15 protein-coding genes and 1 riboswitch are annotated in these 25,088 nt (G+C 41.4%); of the genes, 1 reads left to right on the forward strand and 14 read right to left on the reverse strand.

All coding sequences use genetic code 11. The annotated features are described in order from the left end of the window. Positions 1-11: 11 nt before the first annotated feature. From Q0093_RS02910 to Q0093_RS02920, 3 genes are all read right to left on the reverse strand, one after another. Complete coding sequence (locus tag Q0093_RS02910) at positions 12-2,039, reverse strand: TonB-dependent receptor (RefSeq protein WP_297928381.1); 2,028 nt, start codon at positions 2,037-2,039, stop codon at positions 12-14. Positions 2,040-2,081: 42 nt separating this feature from the next. Beyond that, positions 2,082-2,284, reverse strand: a riboswitch (cobalamin riboswitch). Positions 2,285-2,418: 134 nt separating this feature from the next. Then, complete coding sequence (locus Q0093_RS02915; protein ID WP_297928382.1) at positions 2,419-3,642, reverse strand: sugar MFS transporter; 1,224 nt, start codon at positions 3,640-3,642, stop codon at positions 2,419-2,421. 338 nt (positions 3,643-3,980) lie between these two features. Continuing rightward, positions 3,981-5,882, reverse strand: a complete 1,902-nt coding sequence (locus Q0093_RS02920; RefSeq protein WP_297928383.1) for a hypothetical protein — start codon at positions 5,880-5,882, stop codon at positions 3,981-3,983. Between the two features lie 246 nt (positions 5,883-6,128). Between Q0093_RS02920 and Q0093_RS02925 the strand changes: the two genes are divergently transcribed. Next, a complete protein-coding gene (locus tag Q0093_RS02925; RefSeq protein WP_297928384.1) occupies positions 6,129-8,717 on the forward strand; it encodes a hypothetical protein in 2,589 nt (862 codons plus the stop codon). A gap of 51 nt (positions 8,718-8,768) precedes the next feature. On the opposite strand, the gene Q0093_RS02930 is transcribed toward Q0093_RS02925, so the two are convergent. From Q0093_RS02930 to rimP, 11 genes are all read right to left on the reverse strand, one after another. Then, the gene (locus Q0093_RS02930; protein WP_297928385.1) at positions 8,769-10,184 is read right to left on the reverse strand and encodes an efflux transporter outer membrane subunit; all 1,416 of its coding nucleotides are present in this window, start codon (positions 10,182-10,184) and stop codon (positions 8,769-8,771) included. After that, positions 10,181-13,288 (reverse strand): efflux RND transporter permease subunit, encoded by a 3,108-nt coding sequence (locus Q0093_RS02935; RefSeq protein ID WP_297928386.1) that lies wholly within the window; start codon positions 13,286-13,288, stop codon positions 10,181-10,183. Before Q0093_RS02935 ends, Q0093_RS02930 begins: the two co-directional genes overlap by 4 nt. Next, a complete protein-coding gene (locus Q0093_RS02940; protein ID WP_294176756.1) occupies positions 13,285-14,487 on the reverse strand; it encodes an efflux RND transporter periplasmic adaptor subunit in 1,203 nt (400 codons plus the stop codon). Before Q0093_RS02940 ends, Q0093_RS02935 begins: the two co-directional genes overlap by 4 nt. A 173-nt stretch (positions 14,488-14,660) precedes the next feature. After that, positions 14,661-15,875, reverse strand: a complete 1,215-nt coding sequence (locus Q0093_RS02945) for an aminotransferase class V-fold PLP-dependent enzyme (protein ID WP_297928387.1) — start codon at positions 15,873-15,875, stop codon at positions 14,661-14,663. A 21-nt stretch (positions 15,876-15,896) separates the two neighbouring features. Then, positions 15,897-17,240, reverse strand: a complete 1,344-nt coding sequence (gene sufD, locus Q0093_RS02950) for a Fe-S cluster assembly protein SufD (protein ID WP_297928388.1) — start codon at positions 17,238-17,240, stop codon at positions 15,897-15,899. 48 nt (positions 17,241-17,288) lie between these two features. Continuing rightward, on the reverse strand, positions 17,289-18,041 hold the full coding sequence (sufC, locus tag Q0093_RS02955) for a Fe-S cluster assembly ATPase SufC (protein ID WP_294176751.1): 753 nt from the start codon (positions 18,039-18,041) through the stop codon (positions 17,289-17,291). 40 nt (positions 18,042-18,081) lie between these two features. After that, on the reverse strand, positions 18,082-19,533 hold the full coding sequence (sufB, locus tag Q0093_RS02960; RefSeq protein WP_297928389.1) for a Fe-S cluster assembly protein SufB: 1,452 nt from the start codon (positions 19,531-19,533) through the stop codon (positions 18,082-18,084). Next, positions 19,514-20,152, reverse strand: a complete 639-nt coding sequence (locus Q0093_RS02965; protein WP_297928390.1) for a CvpA family protein — start codon at positions 20,150-20,152, stop codon at positions 19,514-19,516. Before Q0093_RS02965 ends, sufB begins: the two co-directional genes overlap by 20 nt. A gap of 145 nt (positions 20,153-20,297) precedes the next feature. Further along, positions 20,298-23,195 carry a translation initiation factor IF-2 gene (gene infB / locus Q0093_RS02970; RefSeq protein WP_297928391.1) on the reverse strand — a complete coding sequence of 966 codons (2,898 nt, stop codon included), beginning with the start codon at positions 23,193-23,195 and terminating at the stop codon, positions 20,298-20,300. Between the two features lie 119 nt (positions 23,196-23,314). Then, complete coding sequence (gene nusA, locus Q0093_RS02975) at positions 23,315-24,571, reverse strand: transcription termination factor NusA (protein WP_022391095.1); 1,257 nt, start codon at positions 24,569-24,571, stop codon at positions 23,315-23,317. Positions 24,572-24,573: 2 nt separating this feature from the next. Continuing rightward, entirely contained in the window at positions 24,574-25,041 is a 468-nt protein-coding gene (rimP, locus tag Q0093_RS02980; RefSeq protein WP_294176740.1) for a ribosome assembly cofactor RimP, read from the reverse strand. Positions 25,042-25,088: the final 47 nt, after the last annotated feature.

Here is a 25,088-nt window from a genome sequence, read left to right on the forward strand (position 1 = left end):
AAATTATCCGGTTAAAGTGTAACATTCAATATCAGTTTGAAATTAGTGCCGGGCATGGGATAAGAACGCACGACTTCATATTGTTGGTTAAATAAGTTGTTGATTTCGGCGGTTATTCTTATTCCGGTTTTGTGCCATCGGAGATTTTTCGATAGAGATAAATCGCTTGTGTACCATGGAAGAACGTAGTTTTCTTCGGTATTGGCTCTCGAAGCATATCGTTCTCCGGTATATATGAAACTGTAATTCAGTTCCCAGTTTCTGTATCCGGCATTGATGACTGCCGATCCGTTATGCAGGGGGACGTACGGAATTTGTCCTTTGTAATAAAGATCGTCGGTAGAAGTGTAGTCCTGTGCCTTCTGGTAAGTGTAATTTATGCGGGTGTCGATGCTCCATTGTGTCCCGAATCGCCATCCTGCATTGGCGGCAATGTCGATTCCCTTAATTTTTACTTTTCCTAAGTTGACCATTGTCCAGCGGAAAAAATTGGATGTCGGCATTGCGACGATTTTGTCCCGCACCTGGTTGTAGTACCCGTCTGCTTGTATCTCCAATATGCGTAATATTCCGTTGAAGCTTTTGCTGTATGTAACACCGACATTATATTGAGTCGTATATTCGGGGTTTAGCTTTACATTGCCGATAAATGTATAGTATAAATCGTTCAGAGTAGGCATTCGGAAGATCTTTTTATAGAAAGCTCTTATATCTAATCCGATATGTTTCCATGGACGGTAAGATGCAATAATTGTCGGGGTATATTGCGGTTTGTGTGAGGCCGGTACGACTGCAGAAGATGTGGTTTCTTTTGTGAAAGTCCCCAACAGACTTGCCTGTAATTTTACCGGTTCCATTTCAAAAGAAGAAGCTATCGCTATCAATCCCGAGTAACGTCTCGGATAGGCAAAATTGATCAAATCGGCGTTTAGTTTATTCCATTGAAAATCTGTCGATAAACTGATGTTCCAGAAATCGAATATAGAATACATTTGGGCTGCCGATAAGTAAACTTCTTGTTGCCAGTAATGATTGTCTGTGTATGTGACGGAGGCGTCTTTTCTCGGATCTGCTAAATAATGGAGATAATCATACGCATATTTACTGCTGATTAAAAGATGATAACGTTCTGCAAAACTTTTTCGGAATGACGATTGTACGAAAAAGTTCGAGTCCCATTGCCGGTCTTCATTGGAAAATTTGTTTCTGACAATAGCACCCGGATAACCTCGTTCTGAATTATAGAAGTAGAGTTTTGTTCTCCAGTTACCGTCTTTTATTTTTCCGAAAAGTCCGGTTTCTATTCGTAAAGCGTTTACATCTCCGTTGTGCCGTACGGCAGTAGTGTCATATCCGCCTTCTTTACGGTACGTAAATTTATATCGTCCCGTGGTATAGAGGTATTCACCGCTTACCGATCCGCTTATATTCTCGCTCAGCTTTTGTTCCCAAAGAATTGCCGGATTAACCGTTCCGAACGAACCGGTTTTGAATGTTGCTTTCAGATTATATTTTTTGCCTTCCTCAAAGCGTGGAGTTCTGGATTGCAGATAAACCGAACCTGCCGAACTGTAATCTTTTGCCGGTTGAAAGATACTGCTTTTCTGTCCGTTGTATAAGGTGATCGCTTCCATATTGTCTAATGAGAAACGTCCCAGGTCGATCGTTCCGTTCTGAGCATTGCCCAATTGGATACCGTCATAAAATACACCCACATGATTTGTTCCCATACTTCGGATGTTGACGGTCTTCAATCCGCCGATTCCGCCATAGTCTTTTATCTGTACTCCCGAGAAGTATCGGATCGCATCTGCGACAGAATGCACGCTGAGTCTTTCTAATTGCTTGCCTGAAAGCGTTTGTGCCGGAAATACATCTCTGTTTATCGTTTTTCCGGTGAATACGACTTCCTTTAGTTGGTAGGTTTTTGTCGTATCGACTTTGGCGTTCGTTTGTCCGGATATGCGAATCGGCAGAATAATCCACCATAAGATTATCCCGTACAATAAAGCAGGGTCGCAAAATCGGAAATTACGCATTCACTGAAATTTTTTGTATTGCCGGTCTCATCCTCGCAAGAAACGGCATTTTGTGTGTATGGCAGGTCTTCTGACTTATCTCTGTGGGCAAACGCCTTCCCGAATAATTCTATTCAGTGGCAGGGGGGTAGTTTACCGTAAATATAGGAGAATTACAGCAGCGGGACTGTTCCCGACTTTCACGGGATTCCCTTTTCATCGATATCCTGTTACAGGCATCTCGAACCGATACGGGGACAAAGATAAGAAGAATTGTTGAGAATCTGTCTAATTTTCTGACTGTTCGCTCTGCACCTGTCTAAATTTTGTTCGGGTTGGCTTGAGAATTTCTTTATCCGAAAATTTAAACAAGTTTGGGCGATAATAGTCGTATTCTTATTTACGAGCGATAACCTTTGGCTGCAAAAAACAAAATATATATAAAAGCAACGAACGGGACGATGAATCCGACAGCCATGTTATTCTCTCCGATCAATCCCATAAGCATAGGGCTGAAAGCGCCACCTGCTACACCCATAACGATATATGACGAAGCTTTTTTGGTAAGAGTTCCCATGTTCGAAAGCCCGAGTGCGAAAATCGTAGGGAACATGATCGACATAAAGAAGAAGGTCGTGTATAGGGCATATAATGATATTCTTCCCAGAGCGAGAATTACCAGAAGCATGCATACGGATGAAATCAAAGAGAATAGGACAAGCAGTTTATTGGGCGTAGTCCATTTCATCAGCATACTCCCCGAAAGCCTTCCTACCATGAATAAAGTCATTCCACCGAAAGCCAGAAACCTCGATGCCTTTTCAGGATCGATACTCGGGTCTTGTTCGGTAACGTAATTGATAAAGAAACTGAATATGCCGGTTTGGGCGGCACAGTAGGCAAACTGAGCTATTACGGCAAGTACGAAATGACGGTGCTTCCAAATCGATTTGTCCGGAATATTTTCCGTAACCGGAGTTTTTTCATCATCTTCCTTGATTTCGGGAAGCTTCGTAAAGAAAAATAAAATACCTATTACCAGAACGATGCTGCCCACAAGAATATAGGGTTTGGTAAGAGCGGAGGAGTCTCCTTCGGGAGTACCGAAAATCAGAGCACCTCCGACCAAAGGCCCGAGTATCCAGCCCAGACCGTTGAATGATTGGGACAAATTTATTCTTTGTGCGGCCGATTCTTTAGGACCTAAAACCGTTGAGTAAGGATTTGCTGCTGTCTCCAGAATGCACAAACCGCAGGCGATTATGAACAATGCGATCAGAAACGGAGCGGAAGAGTGCATGAGTGCTGCCGGGATAAAAGAAAATGCTCCGGTTGCAAAAAGTAATAAACCCAGAATGATGCTTTTTTTATATCCGTATTTTTTCATGAAGATACCAGCAGGAATAGCCATAAGAAAATAAGCGATATAAGTCGAGAATTGTACTAATCCCGATTCTGCTTTTGTCATGGTGAATGCAAGTTGAAAATGCTTGTTCAGCACGTCCAGCAATCCGTGAGCAAATCCCCATAACAAGAACAAACTGGTGACCAAAATAAACGGGACGAGATAAGATCGACCGTCCGGTGTCCTGAAAATAGTTGTATTATCAAATTTGTTTTTCATGATCGATATTCAGTAATATCAAAATAATCCCTTTCTTTTAGTTGCTAAATATACGAATTTTTTGAAATACTAAGAGTCTATCTAAATTTTCCTATACAAGAAAATATTATCAGGTCATTTTTGCGTTTTCTTCCGGTCTTTTTTCCCGTTTTCCCTTGTCAGATAGCCCGCTATCCTCCTTATAAAAATAGGAAAACATCCTCGAAAGAAACTCTCAAACCTGACCCGAGTAAAATTGAGACAGGTTTTAATAGATATTTAAAATATATTTTTTAATAATTACGGAAAGAAGGTGTAGTGTTTATTACACCTTCTCATTTGACGTATTGGAATAGAGTCTAAATATTCTCTGTTTTTTTGAGTGGTAGAGTATCTTTGGAATTTTGTTGTTGAGTCTCTTGTTTTAATTTATTTATACTTTGTAATAAGCGGTCGGAAAATGGGAATGAACCGTTTTCAAGGAGCATTTCCAAAGAAATCTGTCCCATTCGGAACAGTTCCAGCAAAAATTCGTTCGATGCTACCCGATATGCCGGAGAGGAAACGGATTCGGTGATGGATATGTCGAATTCGGCGTTACGAACTTTATCCGGAGAGGCGAGTATTTGTCCTTCAGTAGCTTTATCTCCCGCAATTTCCAAATATCGGTTTTCATCATAAAATTGCTGAATGGTTTTCATCATTTTCGTGTCGCGGTCTTCCCTGAAGGTTTTGTAAGACTCGAATAGGTCGATGAGATTCAGACATGCATTTTGGGTTTGTTGTGCATAAAGGGAGGCAGGAGTTCCTGAAGGAGCGTCTTTCCCCTGCATAGCACCATGTACGCCTGAGATATCTTCTAACAGTCGCATTTGCAAGTTTAGAAGTTCATAAGCGCCTACATTGGTCGAATTTACTGCAATTTGTTGTGGGAGAGGTGCTCCCGGTTTTGGTTTGAATAGGATGATCCCGTTATATCGTGTCCATTCTTCAGCTACATCTTCGATGGTCATTCCATCGGGAACTTGATCTTCCGGGAAAAGCAATACACCTTTAGCACTTGATCCCATGATAAAATCAACCAATGTAATCAGTCGGTTTATATATCTTTGCTGGTCGATGATGTCTTCGACAAAAGAGTGAATTTCTCCGTCGATAAGCGGATAAAGTCGCATGCTGTAAGGATGTTCTCCGTGCCAATACGGGGTCTCTCCTTCATCCAAAATGTCTCCGAAAGGAGAGAAAAAACGATAATACCAAAATTGGTCGATGAACCATTCGGTATGAATAAGAGGTACGTCTTTACTGTCGATTCCTGCTTTTTCTGCATCGGAGATTCTTTTTCTGTTTTCTGCTTCGATGTCAGGCAAACGGTCTATTTCTTCTTTATAAAATCTTCCGTTCAAAGTGTCATGGCACTTCAATCGTTCGCAATTTTCGAGCCTCCATATTTCTATTACTCGGCAGAGATGGTCTTCTCCCGGAATCAGAAAGTCGAGATTGTCGATCCGCTCCGTAGTCAGGTTTGAATATTGACGGTATAGTTCTTCTTGATTGGCATTGCTGTAAATCTCTCGGAGGCGGGAAGCCCGTTTACGAGAACCTCTTGAAAAATTGGATAAAATCGTTGCGATAGGTACGTCATGCAATTCACCTATCATTGTGCAATCCCAGTGTCGTTTATCTTCCATATTGTTAAAAAAGATTCGGTTCGGATTTATTTCATTGATCCATACATCCGTTTTATTTCTCCTTTTTCCGTAAACTATTTTGTGAAAGCAACTTCCTGAGATCAGAAATTCTTCGAGAGTCCTACCGTCGATTTCCCACATTCGGTTATGTTGATAAACATATTCGAGGGCTATGCTCATCAGTTCTCCTAATTGCTGTTCGTTCCGGTCTCTGGAAATACATACCGGTTGAGTCTGATTGCTTCGAAATTGCCCGATAACGTTTTTTATCAGTTGGCGGATCAGATTATTTTTTAAAGGAACTTTTCCTTGTTCTTTCAAATATTGCTCTTCGGTTATCGTTCTTCCGTCCGGTAATGTTACTTTATCGCTCCATTGTTGTCCGAATGTATATTTTCTGTTTCGTCTGCGACGTCTGCGGTATGGTTCTATATTTTCCCATGCCTTTTTTGCCATCCATAAAATTTCGTATTGAGAGCGGTCGAATGTTTCGTCTTCTTTTTCTTCTTTCTTTTCCTGTTTCGGCATTAACCGGTTGTTGTTAAAAATTTTGTAGTTGCATTCATCCATAATGATTTTTATTTTACGGTTATAACTCGGAGAGCCTGTTCAAGCCCTTTTTGTATTGGAGTATTATAAAGAATTTTAAACAGGCTCGGGGTTTACTTTCTCGATTGCAAAAAAAATATTGAATCGTTCCGGTTTTATGCGATAATTATAAAATCTTGCCGGAACGAATTCTTTTTTATAAATATCCCACGAGCCGGAATGTTCTCTATTCTATTTTTACCGAAAAAGAAATTGAAAGATAATATTATGCAACAGAACAGATTACAAATTAAGGGTATGTCGCATCAGTTACCTCCGGCAATGTGTAGCGACGGGGAGTGTAGCCGGATCGTGAACTTGAGATGCAGAGACGGTATTTGGGAAGCTGTCGGAGAACCCCGCTTACTATATACTCCGGAAGAAACTTCTCGTAAAGTCATATTTTTGCATTGTAACGAAGCCTATAAACACTATATTTCGTATGACGGCACGAATCTCTATTTTGAGGCGGAAGAAAAGGATGGAGAGGTTTTTTCGACGGGATTGGAGGCATTGTGTGAGATCTCCGGACTGTTGAGAATAGAGTCGGTCGGGAATACGCTTGTTGTAATTACCGATACGGAAATATTTTATTTATTGTACAGAAACGGAATTTATGAGATATTGGGGACACGTCCGGATATGCCCGAAATATCGTTTTATTTGGGAGGAAGCATTCAGAGTACCGAGATATTCGATACTTATACATTGAAAGTAGAGACACAAGATGACGGTATTTGTCGTCTTTCCGATACGGATAAGAGGGCATTTATTTCTTGGATATATGGCACGTATAGTAAATGTAAGAGTAAATTGCTTTCGGACGGTTATTTTGCACATCCTTTTTTGGTGAGGTATGCACTCCGGATGTATGACGGTTCTTATATTCTTCCGTCTCCGCCTGTTGTCATGTTACAATCGGATAAAGCCGATACGTTGAATAATATTGAAGCACTTTGCGAATTAGAAGATGGATATTTGAGGAGATTTGTCGAAAATAAATTCAATTTAAGGGGAGAGTCGCTTTATTATAATATCGGCAAGTGCGATTTATCTAAATGGGCGGATATTATTACCGGGATAGATGTGTTTATTTCAAAAGAAATACCGGTGGTCAAGCAGGTTGCTATGACAGAAAATGACTATCGGTATGAGATACGGAATATTGGTGGCAAACAGACTCGGATTATTATTTTCGATGTGCCGCAATTGACAGAGGAGGAGATCAGACGGAAACTGGCGGAAGAGGTTGTATTCTTTAAAGTAGCATCTCTTTCCGGAAAGGAACAGATTAATAATCCTTTTTCATTGGAATATAGCTGTGATTTGAATAATCTCGAACAACAAGATTTGTTGCCTTTGGATAATTTTTCTCATCACCGTATTACGGCAAAGACCTCTTATGTGTATAACGGAAGATTACATCTGGGAGGAATATCTATGTACTATTCCAGCGGTTTTCCTCTTTCTGTTTTTGCTTTGACACAGAATCGCTATAATGGAATCGATTTGATCGATATCGATGTACAACGGGGATATATCGAAGTGTATATGAACGGTTCTGACGGAGAGAGACATCTAGTAAATTCTTTTAAGTCTCCTATGTCTCTCAAAGGTCTTTCGGCTATGATTTCTTATCCTGACAGCCGGGCATATAAAATGGATGTGAGGATATGTGACGATGTCGAAGGAAAACAATATGGGATAACAGTCGATTTGAAATCTTCTCAAGATCAGAATATGGCTTATTATATTTCTCCGGATTTAAAACCTATTACTTTTTCTGAAATATCCGAACCTGATGAAGGTAAGATTCCGGAAGAGACGAATGCTGTTGAGTATGCTCCCAATAAGTTGAGAGTATCGCAAATAAATAATCCTTTTGTATTTCCTCAAGAGTTTACTTATATTTTATCGGGAGGAGAAATTACCGACTTAGCGGCTGCTACGGCAGCCTTGTCACAAGGTCAGTATGGAGAGTTTCCGTTATATGTGTTTACGACAGAAGGTATATGGGCTTTGCAGCAGGGGAGTGAGGGAGTCCTTTACAGTAATCAACATCCTGTAAATCGGGAAGTTTGCTTATCTTCGAATCTGATTGTTCCGATAGATAATGCCGTCGTTTATCTATCCGAACAAGGAGTCATGGCTTTGCAGGGAGCAGAGTCCAACTTACTTTCTCCTGTGTTTAGCGGCGTTCCGGATGCACTTCCTCAAGATTCGTCCGATAGTGATTTTATATTATTATCGGAGACTTCCGTTCCGTTTAGAAAATATATTCAAGGAAAATGTGTCGCCGGATATAATTATATCCGGCAGGAAATTATTTTCTTGAATGCCGATTATCATTTTTGCTATGTATTCGGATTATCTTTTTCGAGTTGGTACTGCCGTATTATTGATTGGAAATATTTGTATAATCTCTATCCGGGTTTGCTTGCCGGAGATGAAAACGGTAAGCTGTATGATTTGTGTTCCGAAGCTCAGTCGGATATACAAATAGGTGTAATAACTCGACCTATAAAATTATTGCCCGATATTTATAAACGTATTTCTCACATCGCATTGCGTTGTACGGTGCAAAATGCAGATTTGGTTTGCAAGGTATGGGGTGCGCAAGAGTCAGAAGGAAATTATTCATTACTTTATCGTTTTCGTATTACCGGAACTGTGTCGGGACAAATACGGATGCGTCCTGTTTCTCCACCTTTTAAATATCACCGGATAGAATGGAGCGGAACGGTTTCTTCCGATACTCATTTCGATGTAATCGATTTGGGATTCGATCCGGTTTCTTCAGGTAAGAAATTACGTTAAAAAACAAAATCTGCCGGAAAATTTCTCTTCCGGTAGATTTTGTTCGATAAATTATTGCTTAGTCTCTTTTTTATCGAATGGAGATAAATTGTCCCATCCTCCTCCTAATGCTTTGTAAAGATAAACTACGGCGATTTGTTCATCTCTTATGGCATTACTGAGACCTGTTTGTGCAGAAAAAAATCCTCGTTGTGCGTCTAATACATCGAGATAGTTGATGACTCCGTTAATATATTGTAGTCGGGCCAGTTCTACATATCCTTTGGAAGCCTCATAGAGATTTTTTTTCAGGATACGGGCTTCTTTTACTTTATTAAAGTTTACAATTGCGTTTTTAGTCTCTTGAAAGGCTGTCAGGACAGATTTTTCATATCGATAACAAGTCTGTCTGAATACTTCTTTCTGCGCTTTATGCCTTGCAATATTTTTCCCGGCACCGAAAATGGGAGAAAGTAGTGTCCCTCCGATGAACCCGTAAGGAGAACGTAAAAAGTCATTTAGAGATGAGCTTTCTATGCCGTAAGTAGCTGTAAGGGTCAATTTAGGAAACATATTCGTGAATGTGACACCTACTTGAGCGTGTGCTGCGATCAATTCTTGTTCGGCTTGTCTCAGATCGGGACGCCGCTCCAAAAGGGTCGAGGGCAATCCTACGGGTAGTTGTTCGGGCAAATAGATATCGGGATTCATTTTTGCCCGAGTAATAACAGCTTCATATTCTCCGACAAGCAGCGATAAGTCGTTTTCTTTTTGGGAAATCTTGTTTTCCAGTTCCGGTACTAATGTCGCTGTACGGGCAAGTTCCACTTGAGCCTGACGAAAAGATGTTTCTGAAGTCAATCCCCCTTCAAAACGAATTCGTGCGAGATCGAGACCTTTTTCCCATGTATCCAGTGTTTGGCGGACGATGTCCAGCTCGTTGTCCAATGCAACCAGTTCGTAATAGTATTGTGCGACTTGTGCGATCATCGACATTTGTAAAGCTCGCCTTGCCTCTACCGATGCGAGATATTCGGCAATACTTTCAGCACGTGCCCATCGCAGATTTCCCCATAGATCGACTTCCCATGATAGAGAAAGCTTTCCCTCGAACGAATCATCGTTGACGGGATTATTTCCTCCGTCATTCGTATGTTCTCGTTCGGGATGTATAGCCCCGTTTATGGTAGGGAATAAATCTCCGGTAGCTATTCTTTTTCTATATGCCAATTCTTTTATACGAGACGCTGCAATCAACATATCTTTGTTATTGTCGAGAGCCTTTTGTATCAGAGACTGCAATAATGTGTCGGTATATATGGTTTTCCAATCTTGATCGGCCAGAGTTGACGAATCGGAATGCTGTTCCGTAATTCTTTCGGGTAGATGTAGTTCCGGACGGCTGTATTTTTTACCGATTTTACAGGAATAAAGACCTGTCATTATCAGAATCATGAACACTATATATATTTTGGATATCATTTTCATAACCATTTTTCTTTAATTGATGCTTTGAGTTTATATATTAAAGTAAAGAAAAACGGGACAAGGATAATCCCGAATGTGATGGAGAATATCATTCCGAAAAAGACTCCAGTTCCGATAGATTGTCGGCTTGCTGAACCCGGTCCGCTAGCCAATACCATCGGGAGCATGCCTAAAATAAAAGCGAAAGAGGTCATGACGATGGGGCGAAACCGTTGGCGTGCCGCGTGAATGGCAGCATATATGATGTCTGCACCGTTGTCAACCTGAACTTTTGCAAATTCGACTACCAGAATTGCATTTTTAGCGGCTAACCCGATCAACATGACAAGTCCTATTTGGAAATAGATGTCGTTTTCCATTCCGCAGACCCATATTCCTAAATAAGCGCCGAAAGCTGCTACGGGAAGAGATAACAGTACCGAAATAGGGACTAACCAGCTTTCATATTGTGCTGCCAAAAACAAGAATACGAACAAGAAAACAAGAGTCATTATAATACCTGTTTTTCCGTCTGCTTTTTTCTCTTGAAATGAGAGTCCGCTCCATTCGATTCCGATGTTGGCAGGCAGATGTTGTTGTGCTATTTCTTCCATAATTTCCATCGCTTGTCCCGAACTATATCCTTGTGCTGCCGCTCCTCGTATAATGGCCGTATTGAACATATTGAACCGCTTAATACTTCCCGGACCGGTCGTGTAGTCAGTCGTTCCTAGTGCAGTGAGAGGAACCATAGCTCCGTTACTTCCGCGTACGAAAAATAAATTGATGTTGTCTTTATGAGCTCGATAAGGAGCTTCAGCCTGAATATATACTTTATAAATACGGTTGAACATGTTGAAATCGTTTACATATACCGAACCCGTATAAGCTTTCATCGTAGAGAAAATATCGGTTAGCGGTACTCCCAGTATGCGGGCTTTGTCCCGATCTACGTCGAAGTAAAGTTGCGGAATTTCTGATTGTAGAGAAGAAGACAATCCGGTCAGCTCTTTCCGTTGCAATGCGTAATGCATCAACGTATCTGCAGCTTGTACGAGATTCTGGAATGTTGCGTCTCCTCGTGCTTCAAGTTGCATTTCAAAACCACCGGAAGATCCGAGTCCCGGTATGACGGGAGGAGTGCTTAGAAATACTTTGGATTCGGGATACTGAGAAAGTTCTTCTCGTACGGTTTCCATAATTTGTTCTACTCCTACCCCTTCTCTCTCTTCCCACGGTTTAAGGATTACCGTAAGCTCGCTTCGCGATTGGTTACTTCCTACACGGGGACTGCTTCCGGTGACATTCTGCACGTATGCGACGAATGGATTTTCGAGCAGATAGGAGACAGCTCTTTCGGTTACCTTTCGAGTTCGTTCCAAAGTTGCGCCTTCAGGAAGTTCTAATTCTACTTTAAAATAACCTTGATCTTCTTGCGGCATAAAACTGGTCGGAATAAAACGGGAAATAACAAACATGATGACCAACATGATTCCAAATCCGGATAATATCCTTCTCGGATTCATTATCGCCTTTTGTATGAGATTGGAATATTTTCTGTTTCCGGTAACCAACCAGTGGTTTATATATCGGAATAGAATATGTTTTCTCTTTTTCTTATTACTCGGCTTTAACAGCAGAGCGCACATTGCCGGGCTTAATGTCAAAGCTACGACTGTCGATATGAGTACCGAAACGACGATGGTTACCGTAAATTGTCGGTAAAGTTGTCCGGTGATGCCGCTAAGAAAACTTACGGGAATAAATACGGCGCAAAGCACTAATGATGTTGCGATCAAGGCACTTGTCAGTCCGTTCATCGCTTTTTTTGTCGCCTCGTATGCCCCAATATGTTCTTCTTCCATGATCCGCTCGACATTTTCTACGACGACGATGGCGTCATCTACTACGATACCGATGGCGAGGATAAGACCGAGCATGGTCAGAAGGTTTAGAGAAAACCCGAATATCAGCATAAATCCGAAAGTTCCGATTAATGAGATCGGCACGGCAATTACCGGGATAAGGGTCGCACGCCAGTTCTGTAATGATAAAAATACGACGAGAATAACCAATCCCAATGCTTCGAACAATGTTTTATAAACTTCATGAATCGATTGAGAAATATAAGTCGTCATATCGAAAGGTATCTCGTAACTCATACCCTCCGGAAAGTTCTTGCTGATTTCTTTCATGGCGTCTTTTACCGCTTGCGCAACCTCTATCGCATTTGCTCCGGGAAGCATGTATATTCCTAATACGGCGGCATTCTCGCCATTTATACCGCTTTCGGTATTGTATGAAGAGGCTTCTAAGGAAACTCTGGCGACATCTTTCAACCGAATGAGAGAGCCGTCGGGATTAGCGCGGATTACAATATCCTCGAATTGTCCTACGGATGATAATCTCCCCTGGGTCGTGATAGGTATTGTTATGTCCAGTCCGGTTACAGGTTGTTGGCCTAAGACGCCGGCAGCCGATTCCCGGTTCTGATCTTTCAGTGCGGTTTGCAGGTCTTGTACCGTTAATCCGAAGTTTGCAAGACGGTCGGGCTGTACCCATATTTGCATGGCATAGTAGCGGCTTCCGATATTCGATACTCTGCCGACACCCTCGATTCTCCGTAATAAATCGAGTACGTTGATCGTTGCGAAATTACTTAGATATATTTCATCGAATTTCGGGTCGTTCGATGTAAGACATATAGTCATCAATTGGCTGGCCGCTTGCTTTTCTACGGATATGCCGTTTTGTATGACTTCTGCCGGCAATCGCGATTCTGCAAGTTTTACTCTGTTCTGTATTTCTACGGCAGCAAGATCGGCATCGGTAGAAACATCGAAAGTTACAGTAGCGGAGAATCCTCCCGAGTTGGAACTGCTCGATTCCATATAAAGCATTCCCGGAGTTCCGTTCAGTTCTTGTTCGATGGGTGTAGCTACCGCTTGTGATACGGTCGTTGCACTTGCTCCCGGATAGGATGCGCTTATTTTTACCACTGGAGGAGTAATTTGCGGATATTGATCTACCGGTAACAAGAAAAGTCCGATAAGCCCGATGATGACGATAACTAAGGATAGAACGATCGACAGAACAGGCCGATCGATAAAAAATCCGCTTTTCATGATTCGCTCCTTTCTTCCGGTGTCTCAGGCTTGATGGCTTCGGTAACCGGTTTGACTTTCATGCCCGGAGTCAATTTGTGATAGCCTTCCGTAACGATTTTTTCACCTGCGGCAAGACCGCGTTCTACAACCATTTTGTTCCCGATTTCCGGTCCTATCTCTATAAACCGTTTTTCTACCGTAGAGTCTTTGCGCATAACAAAAATATAAGCTCCTCCTTTTTCTAAGATTACAGACTTATTAGGTACTACAATAGCATCTTCACGGACATCGAGCAATAGTTTTACTTTGGTGAATTGTCCCGGTAGCAGTACCTGTTCCGGATTAGGCATCTCTGCCCGTACGGAGAATGTTCCGGTTTGCGGATCTACTTGCGGTTCTGCAAAATCGACCAGACCTTTTTGCGGATATATCGAATTGTCTGCAAGCGTAATCGTTATATAAGGCTGCCACGTGCGGGAGGTGTCCCGTTGTCCTAAATTGACGTTTCGTTCTTTACTGCGTAAGTAATCCAAAGCAGTCATGCTGAAATCGACTAATACCGTGTCGCTTTTGACAATGGTCGCCAATAAAGATTTTCCTCCCGGACCGACTAATGTTCCTACATCGACATGACGCTCGCTTATTCGTCCGGAAAGGGGAGAATGAACTGCCGTATATCCCAATTCCATTTCGGCTTGCGATAGATCGGCTTCGGTCATATTTACCGAAGCTGCCGCACTTTCGTATGCGGCAATCGCGTTATCGAGGTCTAAGCGGCTTGCAGCATTTTGAGCGTACAAGGGTTGTATGCGCTCTAAGTCGCGTTTGGCTTTCAGTGCTTGGGCTTTATCTTTGGTAAGTTGAGCTTTTACTTTATCGACTTTTGCTTTGTATTGGTCGGGATTGATAATGAATAATAGTTGATTTTTAGGAACATAAGTGCCTTCTTCGAAGAGCATTTTTTCAAGGTAGCCTTCTACTCGTGCACGAACTTCGACGAACTGTTGTGCTCGAATGCGTCCCACATATTCTCCGTAGATTTCGACATCGTCTGTCGTTACGGTCTCTATAACTACCGTAGGTTCAGAGGCCGCTGCTTTTGGGGGACGGCTTAGGAAGTAATAGACGATTCCGATGACGATAATCCCGATGATAATGATCAGAACCTTTTTTCGATTAAACTCCATTTTGGCGATTGACTCTACAAATTTTTTCATATATAGTTTTTCAAATTATTCAAATAACTGAGTATATAACAATATCCGTGCAAAAAAGCCAGTATATTTATCATTTTATTGAAAATAAGTTATCTGATACCCTATTTCGGTCTTGGTAAAAAAACAAGGGTGTAGATATTTTCTACATCCTTGTTGAATTTTTATATATCGGATCAGAACATTTTCGCAACACGATGTACGGCTGCAACAAATGCGTCGACCTCTTCTTTAGTATTATAAACAGCAAAAGATGCGCGAAGTACACCTTCCACACCTAAAGCCTGCATCAACGGTTGGGCGCAATGATGTCCTGTCCGGGTAGCAAAACCGAGTTTGTCAAGTAACATCCCCATATCATAATGATGAATGTTTTTTACAAGAAAAGAGATAACAGCACTCTTTTCATGTGCAGTTCCGAAAATCCTCATACCGTCTATCTGCATCAATTGTCCGGTTGTGTAGCGAAGCAGGTCTTGTTCATGTGCTGCGATATTCTCTATCCCGATACTTTCGATATAATCAAGAGCTGTCGCAAAAGCCATTGTTCCGATATAGTCGGGTGTCCCGGCCTCAAATTTATAAGGAAGCTCATTGAATGTGGTTTTTTCGAAAGATACATGAGAGATCATTTCGCCCCCTCCCTGATAAGGAGGCATGGCGTTCAGCCATTTTTCTTTACCGTATAATACTCCTATTCCGGTAGGACCGTACATCTTGTGTGCCGATAAAACATAAAAATCGACATCCATATCTTGCACGTCTATGCGAGTATGAGGAGCAGCTTGAGCTCCATCCAGCAAAACAGGTACACCGTGCGAATGCGATATTGAAATTATTTCTTTTATGGGATTCACAGTCCCCAAAACATTAGAGATATGTGAGAGTGATACGAGTTTTGTCTTTTCATTGAATAATGAGCGGAAAACATCCATCTTCAGTTCTCCGTTTTCATCGATAGGCACGACTCTCAATGTAATCTTTTTCCGGTTTTGAAGCAATTGCCACGGAACAATATTGGCATGATGTTCCATTTCCGACAATATTATTTCATCTCCGTCTTTCAGAAAAGCATCTCCGAACGAACTTGCGACCAGATTTATGGATTCGGTAGTTCCACGAGTAAAAATAATTTCATAATCGTGTGCTGCATGCAAATATTGTTGCACTCTTTTTCGTGCATTCTCGTGACCTTCGGTAGCTTCCTGGCTTAAAAAATGCACACCTCGATGCACGTTTGCATTGATACGGTCATATCCGTCTCTGATCGTATTGACGACACATTCGGGAGTTTGAGAGGTTGCAGCATTGTCAAAATAAACCAATGGTTTTCCATATACTTTTTGTTCGAGTATGGGAAAATCATTTCGTATCTTTTGAATATCTAACATAGTTGTATAGTCTCCTTTATTTTATTGACAGATATTACATCCTGCACATTTGTCGAGTTCTCCACGAAATCTTTTTTCTACTAATTGGCGTAGCCGATCTTTCAAAGCATCCATCCTGACGTTCTCGATTACATCGTTGGTAAAAGCGAACATCAGCAGCATTCGTGCTTCAGCTTCGGGTATTCCCCGTGACCGGAGATAGAATAAAGCATTTTCATCTAATTGTCCTACAGTTGCCCCGTGACTGCATTTTACATCATCCGCGTATATTTCGAGTTGAGGTTTCGTGTACATGTGGGCTTCTTTTGTAGCACAAAGATTTCGATTGGTTTGATAAGCCGAAGTTTTCTGAGCACCTTCTCGTACGAGAATACGTCCGCTGAAAGAACCTGTCGACGAATCGTTCAGTACATATTTAAATAGCTCGTTACTCGTACAGTAAGGAACGGCATGATCGATGAACGTATGGTTATCTACCGATTGTTTTTTATCTGCTATCGCCATCCCGCACAAATGAGCTTCAGCATGTTCTCCGGAAAATGTCATCCGGTAATTGTTGCGAGTTGTGCCGTTATGAAGGGTAATGCCGTTAATAAGTACGTTCGATTTTTCAGCTTGATCTACAAAAGTAGAGGTTATCCGGTTAGTGTTTAGTGATGATTCTTCTATATCATAATAGTCGAATACCGCATTTTTACCCGCATAAATCTCAGTTACTTGCGATGACAAAAATTTCTTTTTATCCATCGTATGGTCACAAACCAGCAAACGGGCTTGTGCTCCCTCTTCCAGAACGATCAGCAATCGGCGGTTTACCATAAAATCTGCATCTCCCCGTAGTATATTGATCAGTTGTATCGGTTTTTCTATGATAACGCCTTTAGGGACATAAAGAAAAAATCCGTCTTGCACGAATGCCGTATTTAATGCGACGATTCCATCGTTTTGGGTACATGCCTGCTTCCCGTAGTAACGCTGTACCAGATCGGGATGAGAACGAGCCATTTCGTTAAGACTTCCGATAAGAACCCCTTCAGGAAGTTTTACTTTAGGATTTTCTTTTGTATAAAAACTGTCATTGACTACAAAGTAAAGCAATGTACTGAGATTAGGGACATCGCATCGGAATACTTCGTAAGGGTTTACCGGTATCTCTAAACGGTTCAGATTCAATCCGTAATCAGGGGCGAACAAATCCAGAATATTCGTGTGCTTATACTCTTCATCGTTTGGGGAGGGAAATCCTGTTTCCCGGAAATCGAACATCGCTTTTTCCCGCAATGCGTTAAGAATGGGAGAAGCATGACTGTCGATGAGCGAATGGTACTGGTCGTACAATTCTATATATTGTTTTTCTATATTCATGATGTACAATGATAATAAAACGACTGATTAAAAAGAAACAGATCGGATCTATTTATCGACTTCTTTCTTGATCCAATCATATCCTTTTTCTTCTAACTCTAAGGCCAGTTCCGGACCTCCCGATTTTACGATACGCCCTTTATAAAGCACATGAACAAAATCCGGAGCGATATAATCGAGCAATCTTTGATAGTGAGTAATTACGATCGTCGCATTTTGATCTGATTTCAATTTATTCACGCCTTCTGCAACGATACGCAAGGCATCTATATCCAGTCCGCTGTCTGTTTCGTCCAAAATCGACAAACGAGGCTGAAGCATAGCCATTTGAAAAATTTCGTTTTTCTTTTTTTCTCCGCCGGAAAACCCTTCATTAACCGATCGACTCGCCAATTTGTTATCCAATTCTACGATCTCGCGTTTTTCACGCATCATACGCAAAAAATCTGTTGCGGATAGAGGTTCTAAACCCTTATACTTGCGTTGTTCGTTCACAGCGGCACGCATGAAGTTTACCATGCTTACGCCCGGTATTTCTACCGGATATTGGAAACTCAAGAAAATGCCTTCGTGCGAACGGTCTTCAGGAGAGAGAGAGAGCAAGTCTTTCCCATAAAAATTTACACTTCCTTCGGTCACTTCAAAGGCCGGATTTCCTGCCAGAACCGAAGATAATGTACTTTTTCCCGATCCGTTGGGACCCATAATAGCATGAACTTCTCCGGGTTTTACCGTCAGGTTGATTCCCTTTAATATCTCTTTGCCGTTGATACTGGCATGTAAATCTTTAATATCTAACATCGTATGTCATCTTTTTTATGTTCAAATTAAAAGTATTCAATTATCCTACCGAGCCTTCTAAGGAAATTTGCAAAAGTTTCTGGGCTTCGACAGCAAATTCCATCGGGAGCTTGTTCATCACTTCTTTTGCATAACCGTTTACAATCAGACCTACGGCATCTTCTGTCGGAATACCTCTTTGGTTGCAATAAAAGATCTGATCTTCGCTGATCTTGGATGTAGTAGCTTCATGCTCTACGACTGCGGTATTGTTCTTTATATCCATATACGGAAATGTATGTGCCCCGCAATGAGAACTCAGCAATAAACTGTCGCATTGTGTATAATTCCGGGCGTTGTCGGCACGAGGGGAGACTTTGACCAGTCCCCGATAGCTGTTTTGGCTGTATCCTGCAGAGATACCTTTAGAAACAATCGTGCTTCTTGTATTCTTTCCCAAATGAATCATTTTCGTTCCCGTATCAGCCTGTTGGTGGTTGTTGGTCACGGCAACCGAATAAAATTCTCCGATCGAATTGTCTCCGGCAAGTATGCAGCTCGGATATTTCCATGTAATGGCAGAACCTGTTTCTACCTGTGTCCATGAGATTTTCGAGTGATCACCTTTACAGATACCCCGTTTCGTTACAAAATTGTAGATACCGCCTTTTCCATTCTTATCACCGGGATACCAGTTTTGAACGGTAGAGTATTTTACTTCTGCACGGTCGTGGGCGATTATCTCCACTATTGCCGCATGCAGTTGGTTTTCGTCACGCATCGGAGCGGTGCACCCTTCGAGATAGCTTACATAACTGTCGTCGTCGGCTACGATTAAAGTGCGTTCGAATTGTCCTGTATTGGCTGCGTTGATACGGAAATAGGTTGATAACTCCATCGGGCAGCGTACCCCTTTGGGAATATATACGAACGAACCGTCGCTGAATACGGCGGAGTTGAGCGCTGCAAAAAAATTGTCACGATAAGATACCACCGAACCCAGATATTTTTTTACTAAGTCGGGATAATCCTTAACCGCCTCGCTGAACGAACAGAAAATTACGCCCAGTTCGGCGAGTTTTTCCCGGAATGTCGTTTTTACCGAAACGCTGTCCATGACGGCATCGACGGCAATTCCGGAAAGTTTCATCTGTTCTTCCAAAGAGATTCCTAATTTGTTGAATGTCTTCAGTAACTCGGGATCTACTTCATCAAGACTTTTCGGTCCTTCTTTTTTCTTAGGTGCGGCATAATAGCTGATTGCCTGGTAGTCGATAGAAGGAATATCTAAATGTGCCCAATGCGGCATCTTCAATGTTTTCCAGTGTTCATAAGCCTTTAGTCTGAATTCGAGAAGCCATTCGGGTTCTCCTTTTTTTTGGGAGATAAGCCGGATTACATTTTCGCATAATCCGGTAGGAATCACTTCTGTTTCTATATCGGTTACAAATCCGTATTTATAATCGTTGGAAGTAACGTCGTTTAATATTTGATTAGGATCTTCTTGTTTCATATATGTATTTTACATTTAGCCCATTATCGTTCGGATAGGATAGAATGGGGATGTCGTAAGAATATCTTTTTAATAAACACACACTTATTTGTTTTGGTTTGTCAGTTTCTTTGTTTTTATTCTCGCTACGAAATGCTTGTTTAGATAAATCGAGAATAAAAGGTGCGACTTTTATAATTTCGGAATAAAAATATGAATTTTCTTGTGTTTTTGTATCTTTCGGGTCTAACTCCTTGTGTAATAAATCATAAATATTCAGGACTACACTGATGACAAGAATATATTTAAATCCGCAGAAAAGTACGCCGGCCCATTTGTCCGGAAGTCCGAGATGTAACATCCTGGCGAAGCGTTGCATTAGTCGGGTGATAAATTTGCAAGAAAAGAGAATAATCAGGAAAGTCACCAAATATGCGATTTTATGATTGACGTATTCGGGAAACAATTCTGTTTTATTCAATAGCAATCCCATGAAAGGAGAAAACAGATTAGCGCCTAAAATAGCCAACAGTATGCCACCCAAAGCTCCGATCTGACGAATAAGTCCTAAATGATAGCCTCGGAAAATACTGTACAAAATGAGTACGGCAATGACTATATCTATAATCTCGATTCTCATACTCCCTCAAATCATTTATCCCCGAATAGAAAAACACAGATGTCAAAAAAGTTCCGGCTTATCGGGTTACTTCTTTTACATCCGTGTTTATATTCTTGCTGCAAATAGGTAACCCGATTGTTTCGGTAATGCCTGTGCAGTGTTATTACAGGGTCTTTTTTACTTCGACCTCTTCATACGCTTCGATCAAGTCGCCTATCTTGATGTCGTTGTAGTTAGCGATGTTAAGACCGCACTCATATCCGGTAGCTACCTCTTTTACATCTTCTTTGAATCGCTTCAGCGAACCGAGATCTCCGGAGTAAATAACTATACCGTCACGGATAAGGCGAATCTTGTTGGTGCGTTTGATTTTACCTTCTTTAACCATACATCCGGCGACAGTTCCCACTTTTGTGATCTTGAAAGTTTCTCGTACTTCGACAGTTGCCGTGATTTCTTCCTTGATTTCCGGAGAAAGCATTCCTTCCATAGCAGATTTTACTTCTTCTATCGCATCGTAAATGATAGAGTAGAGTCGAATATCCACACCTTCTTTTTCTGCAAGACGGCGGGCTGCCATAGACGGACGTACTTGGAATCCTATGATAATGGCATTCGATGCGGCAGCCAAGGTAATATCCGATTCGGAAATTTGTCCCACGGCTTTATGCAATACGTTTACCTGAATTTCTTCGGTCGATAATTTGATCAGAGAATCGCTCAAGGCTTCTACCGAACCATCTACGTCTCCTTTTACAATTACATTCAGTTCTTGGAAATTGCCGATGGCAATACGTCTTCCTATATCATCGAGAGTCAGTAGCTTGTGTGTCCTCAATCCGAGTTCTCGCTGTAATTGTTCCCGTTTGTTTGCAATCTCACGGGCTTCTTGCTCGCTTTCCATTACGTGGAAAATGTCTCCTGCTTGCGGAGCGCCGTTCAAGCCTAAGATCAATGCCGGGGCAGATGGGCCTGCTTCATTGATCCGTGCATTTCGTTCGTTGAACATGGCCTTGACACGTCCGTGATGTGTTCCTGCAAGGACAATATCTCCGGTGTGAAGAGTTCCGTTTTCTACCAATACGGTAGCTACATACCCTCGTCCTTTATCCAGAGTTGATTCGATTACCGAACCGGTAGCTCTACGGTCGGGATTGGCTTTTAAGTCAAGCAATTCAGCTTCGAGTAGAACTTTTTCGAGCAGTTCGTGCACGCCTGTACCCTTTTTTGCCGAAATATCTTGAGACTGATATTTTCCGCCCCATTCTTCGACAAGGTAATTCATGTTGGCCAGCTCTTCTTTAATTTTATCGGGGTTGGCATTGGGTTTATCTACTTTGTTGATGGCAAATACGATAGGTACGCCGGCAGCCGAGGCATGGTTGATTGCTTCGACGGTTTGCGGCATCACGTTGTCGTCTGCAGCAACGATGATGATTGCGATGTCCGTAACTTTAGCTCCTCGGGCACGCATTGCGGTAAAAGCTTCGTGACCGGGTGTATCCAAGAATGTGATTCTTCTGCCATCGTTCAATTTTACGTTATAAGCTCCGATATGCTGGGTGATACCTCCGGCTTCACCCGCAATAACATTCGCGTTACGGATATAGTCGAGTAACGAAGTTTTTCCGTGATCGACATGTCCCATAACCGTAACGATCGGTGGACGATGGGTCAAGTCTTCTTCTTTATCCTCTTCTACATTGATTGCTTCTACTACCTCTGCACTGACATATTCTGTTTTGAATCCGAATTCTTCTGCTACGATATTGATCGTTTCTGCATCGAGGCGTTGATTGATAGACACCATGATACCGATGCTCATACAAGTAGCGATAACGTTATTTACCGGTACGTTCATCATGACAGCCAGATCGTTGGCGGTAACGAACTCGGTCAGTTTCAGGATACGGCTTTCTTCCATCTCCTGTTCTTCCAGTTCTTGAGCTTTATTGGCAAAAGCTTCTCGTTTCTCTTTACGCCATTTCGCGCTCTTTTTCTGTCCTTTGGTTGTCAGTCTGGCTAATGTTTCCTTAATCTGTTTTTGTACATCCTCTTCACTGATTTCGGTTTTTACCGGTTTTTTCAATTTCAGTTTAGGACCTTTTTGATTCCCGTTATTATTTCGGGATTGCGGATTCGTTGTCGGCGCATTCTTTTCGATATCGATTTTTTCTTTGCGGATACGTTTGCGTTTTTTGCGTTCCATATCCGTTTCTTGAGATTCGGTAGTTTTTGTCTCTGCAACGATTGGTTTTTTCAGATCATTACGTTGTTTGTCTTTAGCTTCGCGCTCTTTCCTTTTCTCTTCTTTTGTTTTTTTCTTCGGACGAGTTTGCTGATTCAACGCTGAAAGATCTATTTTCCCGACTACATTGATATTCGTAGTCAGTTTAGGCCGGTTTAGCGTAAATATTTCGTCTTCTTTTGTTTCTTCGTTCATATGGATGGGTTCATCGTCCTCTTCTTCTTCTTCGGAATTTTCGTTAATATCGTCGTTTTCTAAAACAATATCTTCTTCTTCGATATTTTCAGGTTTAGGTTCTTCTGCGATTTCAGGCTCTTTTATAGAAACTTTTTCTTCTTCCTGAATTTCCTTTTCAATCTCGTTATGATCTTGTAAGGGTTCTTCGGTAACTGTTTTTTCCTCTTTGTCCGTTACGGTCTCTTCCGGTTCTTCTTTTTTAGGAGCTACCGGACGATATAAATTATCTAAATCTATCTTTCCGACTTGTTTGATTCTCGGTTTTAGTTCTTCGTCTATTGTTGTAGCTATTTCCGTTTTTCCCGATTCATTGTCCGATGCGGGTTCTTCATAGCCTTCGAGAGCGACGGTTGCTTTGTTTTTATCTTTATTATGACGCTCCTGGCTGATACGTTCCGATTCGATTTTCAGATCTTTATCCGTACTGAATTCTTTTACCAACAGGGCATACTGTTCGTCACTGATTTTCGTATTGGGATTTGACTCAATAGAAAATCCTTTCTTTTGCAGGAAATCGACAGCTGTCTGAATTCCTACATTTAAATCTCTTGCTACTTTATTTAACCTTATCGTCATAATCGTTTTTTAACGTTATACAAAATGAAAGAAGAATATTTTAGTCGGATTCCGGGAGATTTGTCCAGACTGGGAAACAGGCAAATCCGTCTTACTTCGCAGTATGGCGGATTTCCTTTCTATTCTTCTTCAAATTCTGCTTTTAATATATTAATTATTTCATCAACAGTATTTTCTTCGAGATCGGCTTTTTCGATCAATTCTTCGCGAGACATTGCCAATACGCTTTTGGCCGTAGCACATCCGATTGCTTTTAAAGCTTCTATTACCCAACCGTCGATTTCGTCTTTAAATTCATCGAGATAAATGTCTTCTTCCTCTGTTTCATCGATGTCGCGATATACGTCAATCGTGTATCCGGTCAGCATACATGCTAATTTGATGTTGAGTCCCCCTTTACCGATGGCGAGAGAAACTTCTTCAGGTTTTAAGAATACTTCGGCTTTTTTTTCTTCTTCGTTCAGACGTATTGAAGAAATTTTTGCCGGACTTAAAGACCTTTGGATAAACAGAGATGTATTTGCGGTATAGTTGATTACGTCGATATTTTCATTTCGCAATTCTCTGACGATACCGTGAATACGAGCACCTTTAACCCCGACGCAAGCGCCTACCGGGTCGATGCGGTCATCATAAGATTCTACCGCAATTTTAGCACGTTCTCCCGGAATACGCGCTACTTTGCGAATAGTAATCAGACCATCATGTATTTCCGGAACTTCCAGTTCGAACAATCGTTTCAGAAATTCTTCCGAAGTTCGGGATATGATAATTTTCGGGTTGTTGTTTTTGTTATCGACACGGGCGACTACCGCTCTTGCAGTTTCTCCTTTGCGATAAAAATCCGACGGAATTTGTTCTGTTTTCGGAAGAAGAAGTTCATTCCCTTCATCATCGATAAGAAGCATTTCCTTTTTCCATATCTGGTAAACTTCTGCGCTGACGATTTGCCCGATTCTGTCTTTATATTTATTATAAATAGCATCTTTTTGCAACTCCAAAATTTTTGATGCCAATGTTTGACGCAGGTTTAAAATAGCCCGGCGTCCGAATTTTTCGAAAATTACTTCGTCGGTAACTTCTTCACCTACTTCGTAGTCGTTATCGATTTTTTTGGCCTCGGATAAAGAGATTTGCAGATTGGGATCGCTGACTTGTCCGTCTTCGACTACTTCGCGGTTTCTCCATATTTCAAAGTCCCCTTTGTCGGGATTTACAATAACATCGAAGTTTTCGTCCGTACCGAACATTTTCGCTAATACGTTGCGGAACGATTCTTCCAACACGCTGATCATTGTCGTTCTGTCAATGTTCTTCAGTTCTTTAAATTCCGAGAACGTGTCAACCATGCTGATTGCTTCCTCTTTTTTGGCCATATTTATTTAAATCTGATTAAATATTTTGTGTACTTTATTTCATCATAACCGAAAGCGAGATCTTCCGATACCTCTACTTTTCGTTTACTGGTTTCTGTCTTTACTTTTTTTGTTATTGTGACAATAAATTTATCTTCGTCTGCTTCCTTTAGGACTCCGTTGAGCTTTAATCCCGATTTGGTGAGGACTTCGACTTCATTGCCTATATTTTTTTTATACTGTTTCAGAACTTTGAACGGGGAAGTAATTCCTGCCGATCCTACTTCAAGCTCATAGTCTTCTATATCTCGGTCGAGGTGTTCTTCTATAAATCTGTGCAAGGTCGAGCATTGTTCTATATCTATGCCGTCTTCGTTATCTATTTCAACGATGATACTGTTGCCCGGCTTTACCTGAACATCTACCATAAAGCAGTCTGTTCCCGACAGTCCTTTTTCTACAAGTTCCTTTACAAAATCTTTTTCTATCATTCAAATTTTTTTAGTTTGGAAAAAGAAGATAATGTCTAATAGGTTGT

Origin of the sequence: uncultured Coprobacter sp. (assembly GCF_947855755.1) — a bacterium.
Classification (GTDB): Bacteria; Bacteroidota; Bacteroidia; order Bacteroidales; family Coprobacteraceae; genus Coprobacter.

Excerpts from the sequence above, each read along its gene's own strand:
- sufD (WP_297928388.1), bottom strand. The coding sequence starts at position 17,240 with ATGAATATAGAAAAACAATATATAGAATTGTACGACCAGTACCATTCG.
- rimP (WP_294176740.1), bottom strand. The coding sequence starts at position 25,041 with ATGATAGAAAAAGATTTTGTAAAGGAACTTGTAGAAAAAGGACTGTCG.
- Q0093_RS02930 (WP_297928385.1), bottom strand. The coding sequence starts at position 10,184 with ATGAAAATGATATCCAAAATATATATAGTGTTCATGATTCTGATAATG.
- Q0093_RS02945 (WP_297928387.1), bottom strand. The coding sequence starts at position 15,875 with ATGTTAGATATTCAAAAGATACGAAATGATTTTCCCATACTCGAACAA.
- sufB (WP_297928389.1), bottom strand. The coding sequence starts at position 19,533 with ATGAAACAAGAAGATCCTAATCAAATATTAAACGACGTTACTTCCAAC.
- infB (WP_297928391.1), bottom strand. The coding sequence starts at position 23,195 with ATGACGATAAGGTTAAATAAAGTAGCAAGAGATTTAAATGTAGGAATT.
- Q0093_RS02920 (WP_297928383.1), bottom strand. The coding sequence starts at position 5,882 with ATGGATGAATGCAACTACAAAATTTTTAACAACAACCGGTTAATGCCG.
- Q0093_RS02925 (WP_297928384.1), top strand. The coding sequence starts at position 6,129 with ATGCAACAGAACAGATTACAAATTAAGGGTATGTCGCATCAGTTACCT.
- Q0093_RS02935 (WP_297928386.1), bottom strand. The coding sequence starts at position 13,288 with ATGAAAAGCGGATTTTTTATCGATCGGCCTGTTCTGTCGATCGTTCTA.
- sufC (WP_294176751.1), bottom strand. The coding sequence starts at position 18,041 with ATGTTAGATATTAAAGATTTACATGCCAGTATCAACGGCAAAGAGATA.
- nusA (WP_022391095.1), bottom strand. The coding sequence starts at position 24,571 with ATGGCCAAAAAAGAGGAAGCAATCAGCATGGTTGACACGTTCTCGGAA.
- Q0093_RS02910 (WP_297928381.1), bottom strand. The coding sequence starts at position 2,039 with ATGCGTAATTTCCGATTTTGCGACCCTGCTTTATTGTACGGGATAATC.
- Q0093_RS02915 (WP_297928382.1), bottom strand. The coding sequence starts at position 3,642 with ATGAAAAACAAATTTGATAATACAACTATTTTCAGGACACCGGACGGT.
- Q0093_RS02965 (WP_297928390.1), bottom strand. The coding sequence starts at position 20,152 with ATGAGAATCGAGATTATAGATATAGTCATTGCCGTACTCATTTTGTAC.
- Q0093_RS02940 (WP_294176756.1), bottom strand. The coding sequence starts at position 14,487 with ATGAAAAAATTTGTAGAGTCAATCGCCAAAATGGAGTTTAATCGAAAA.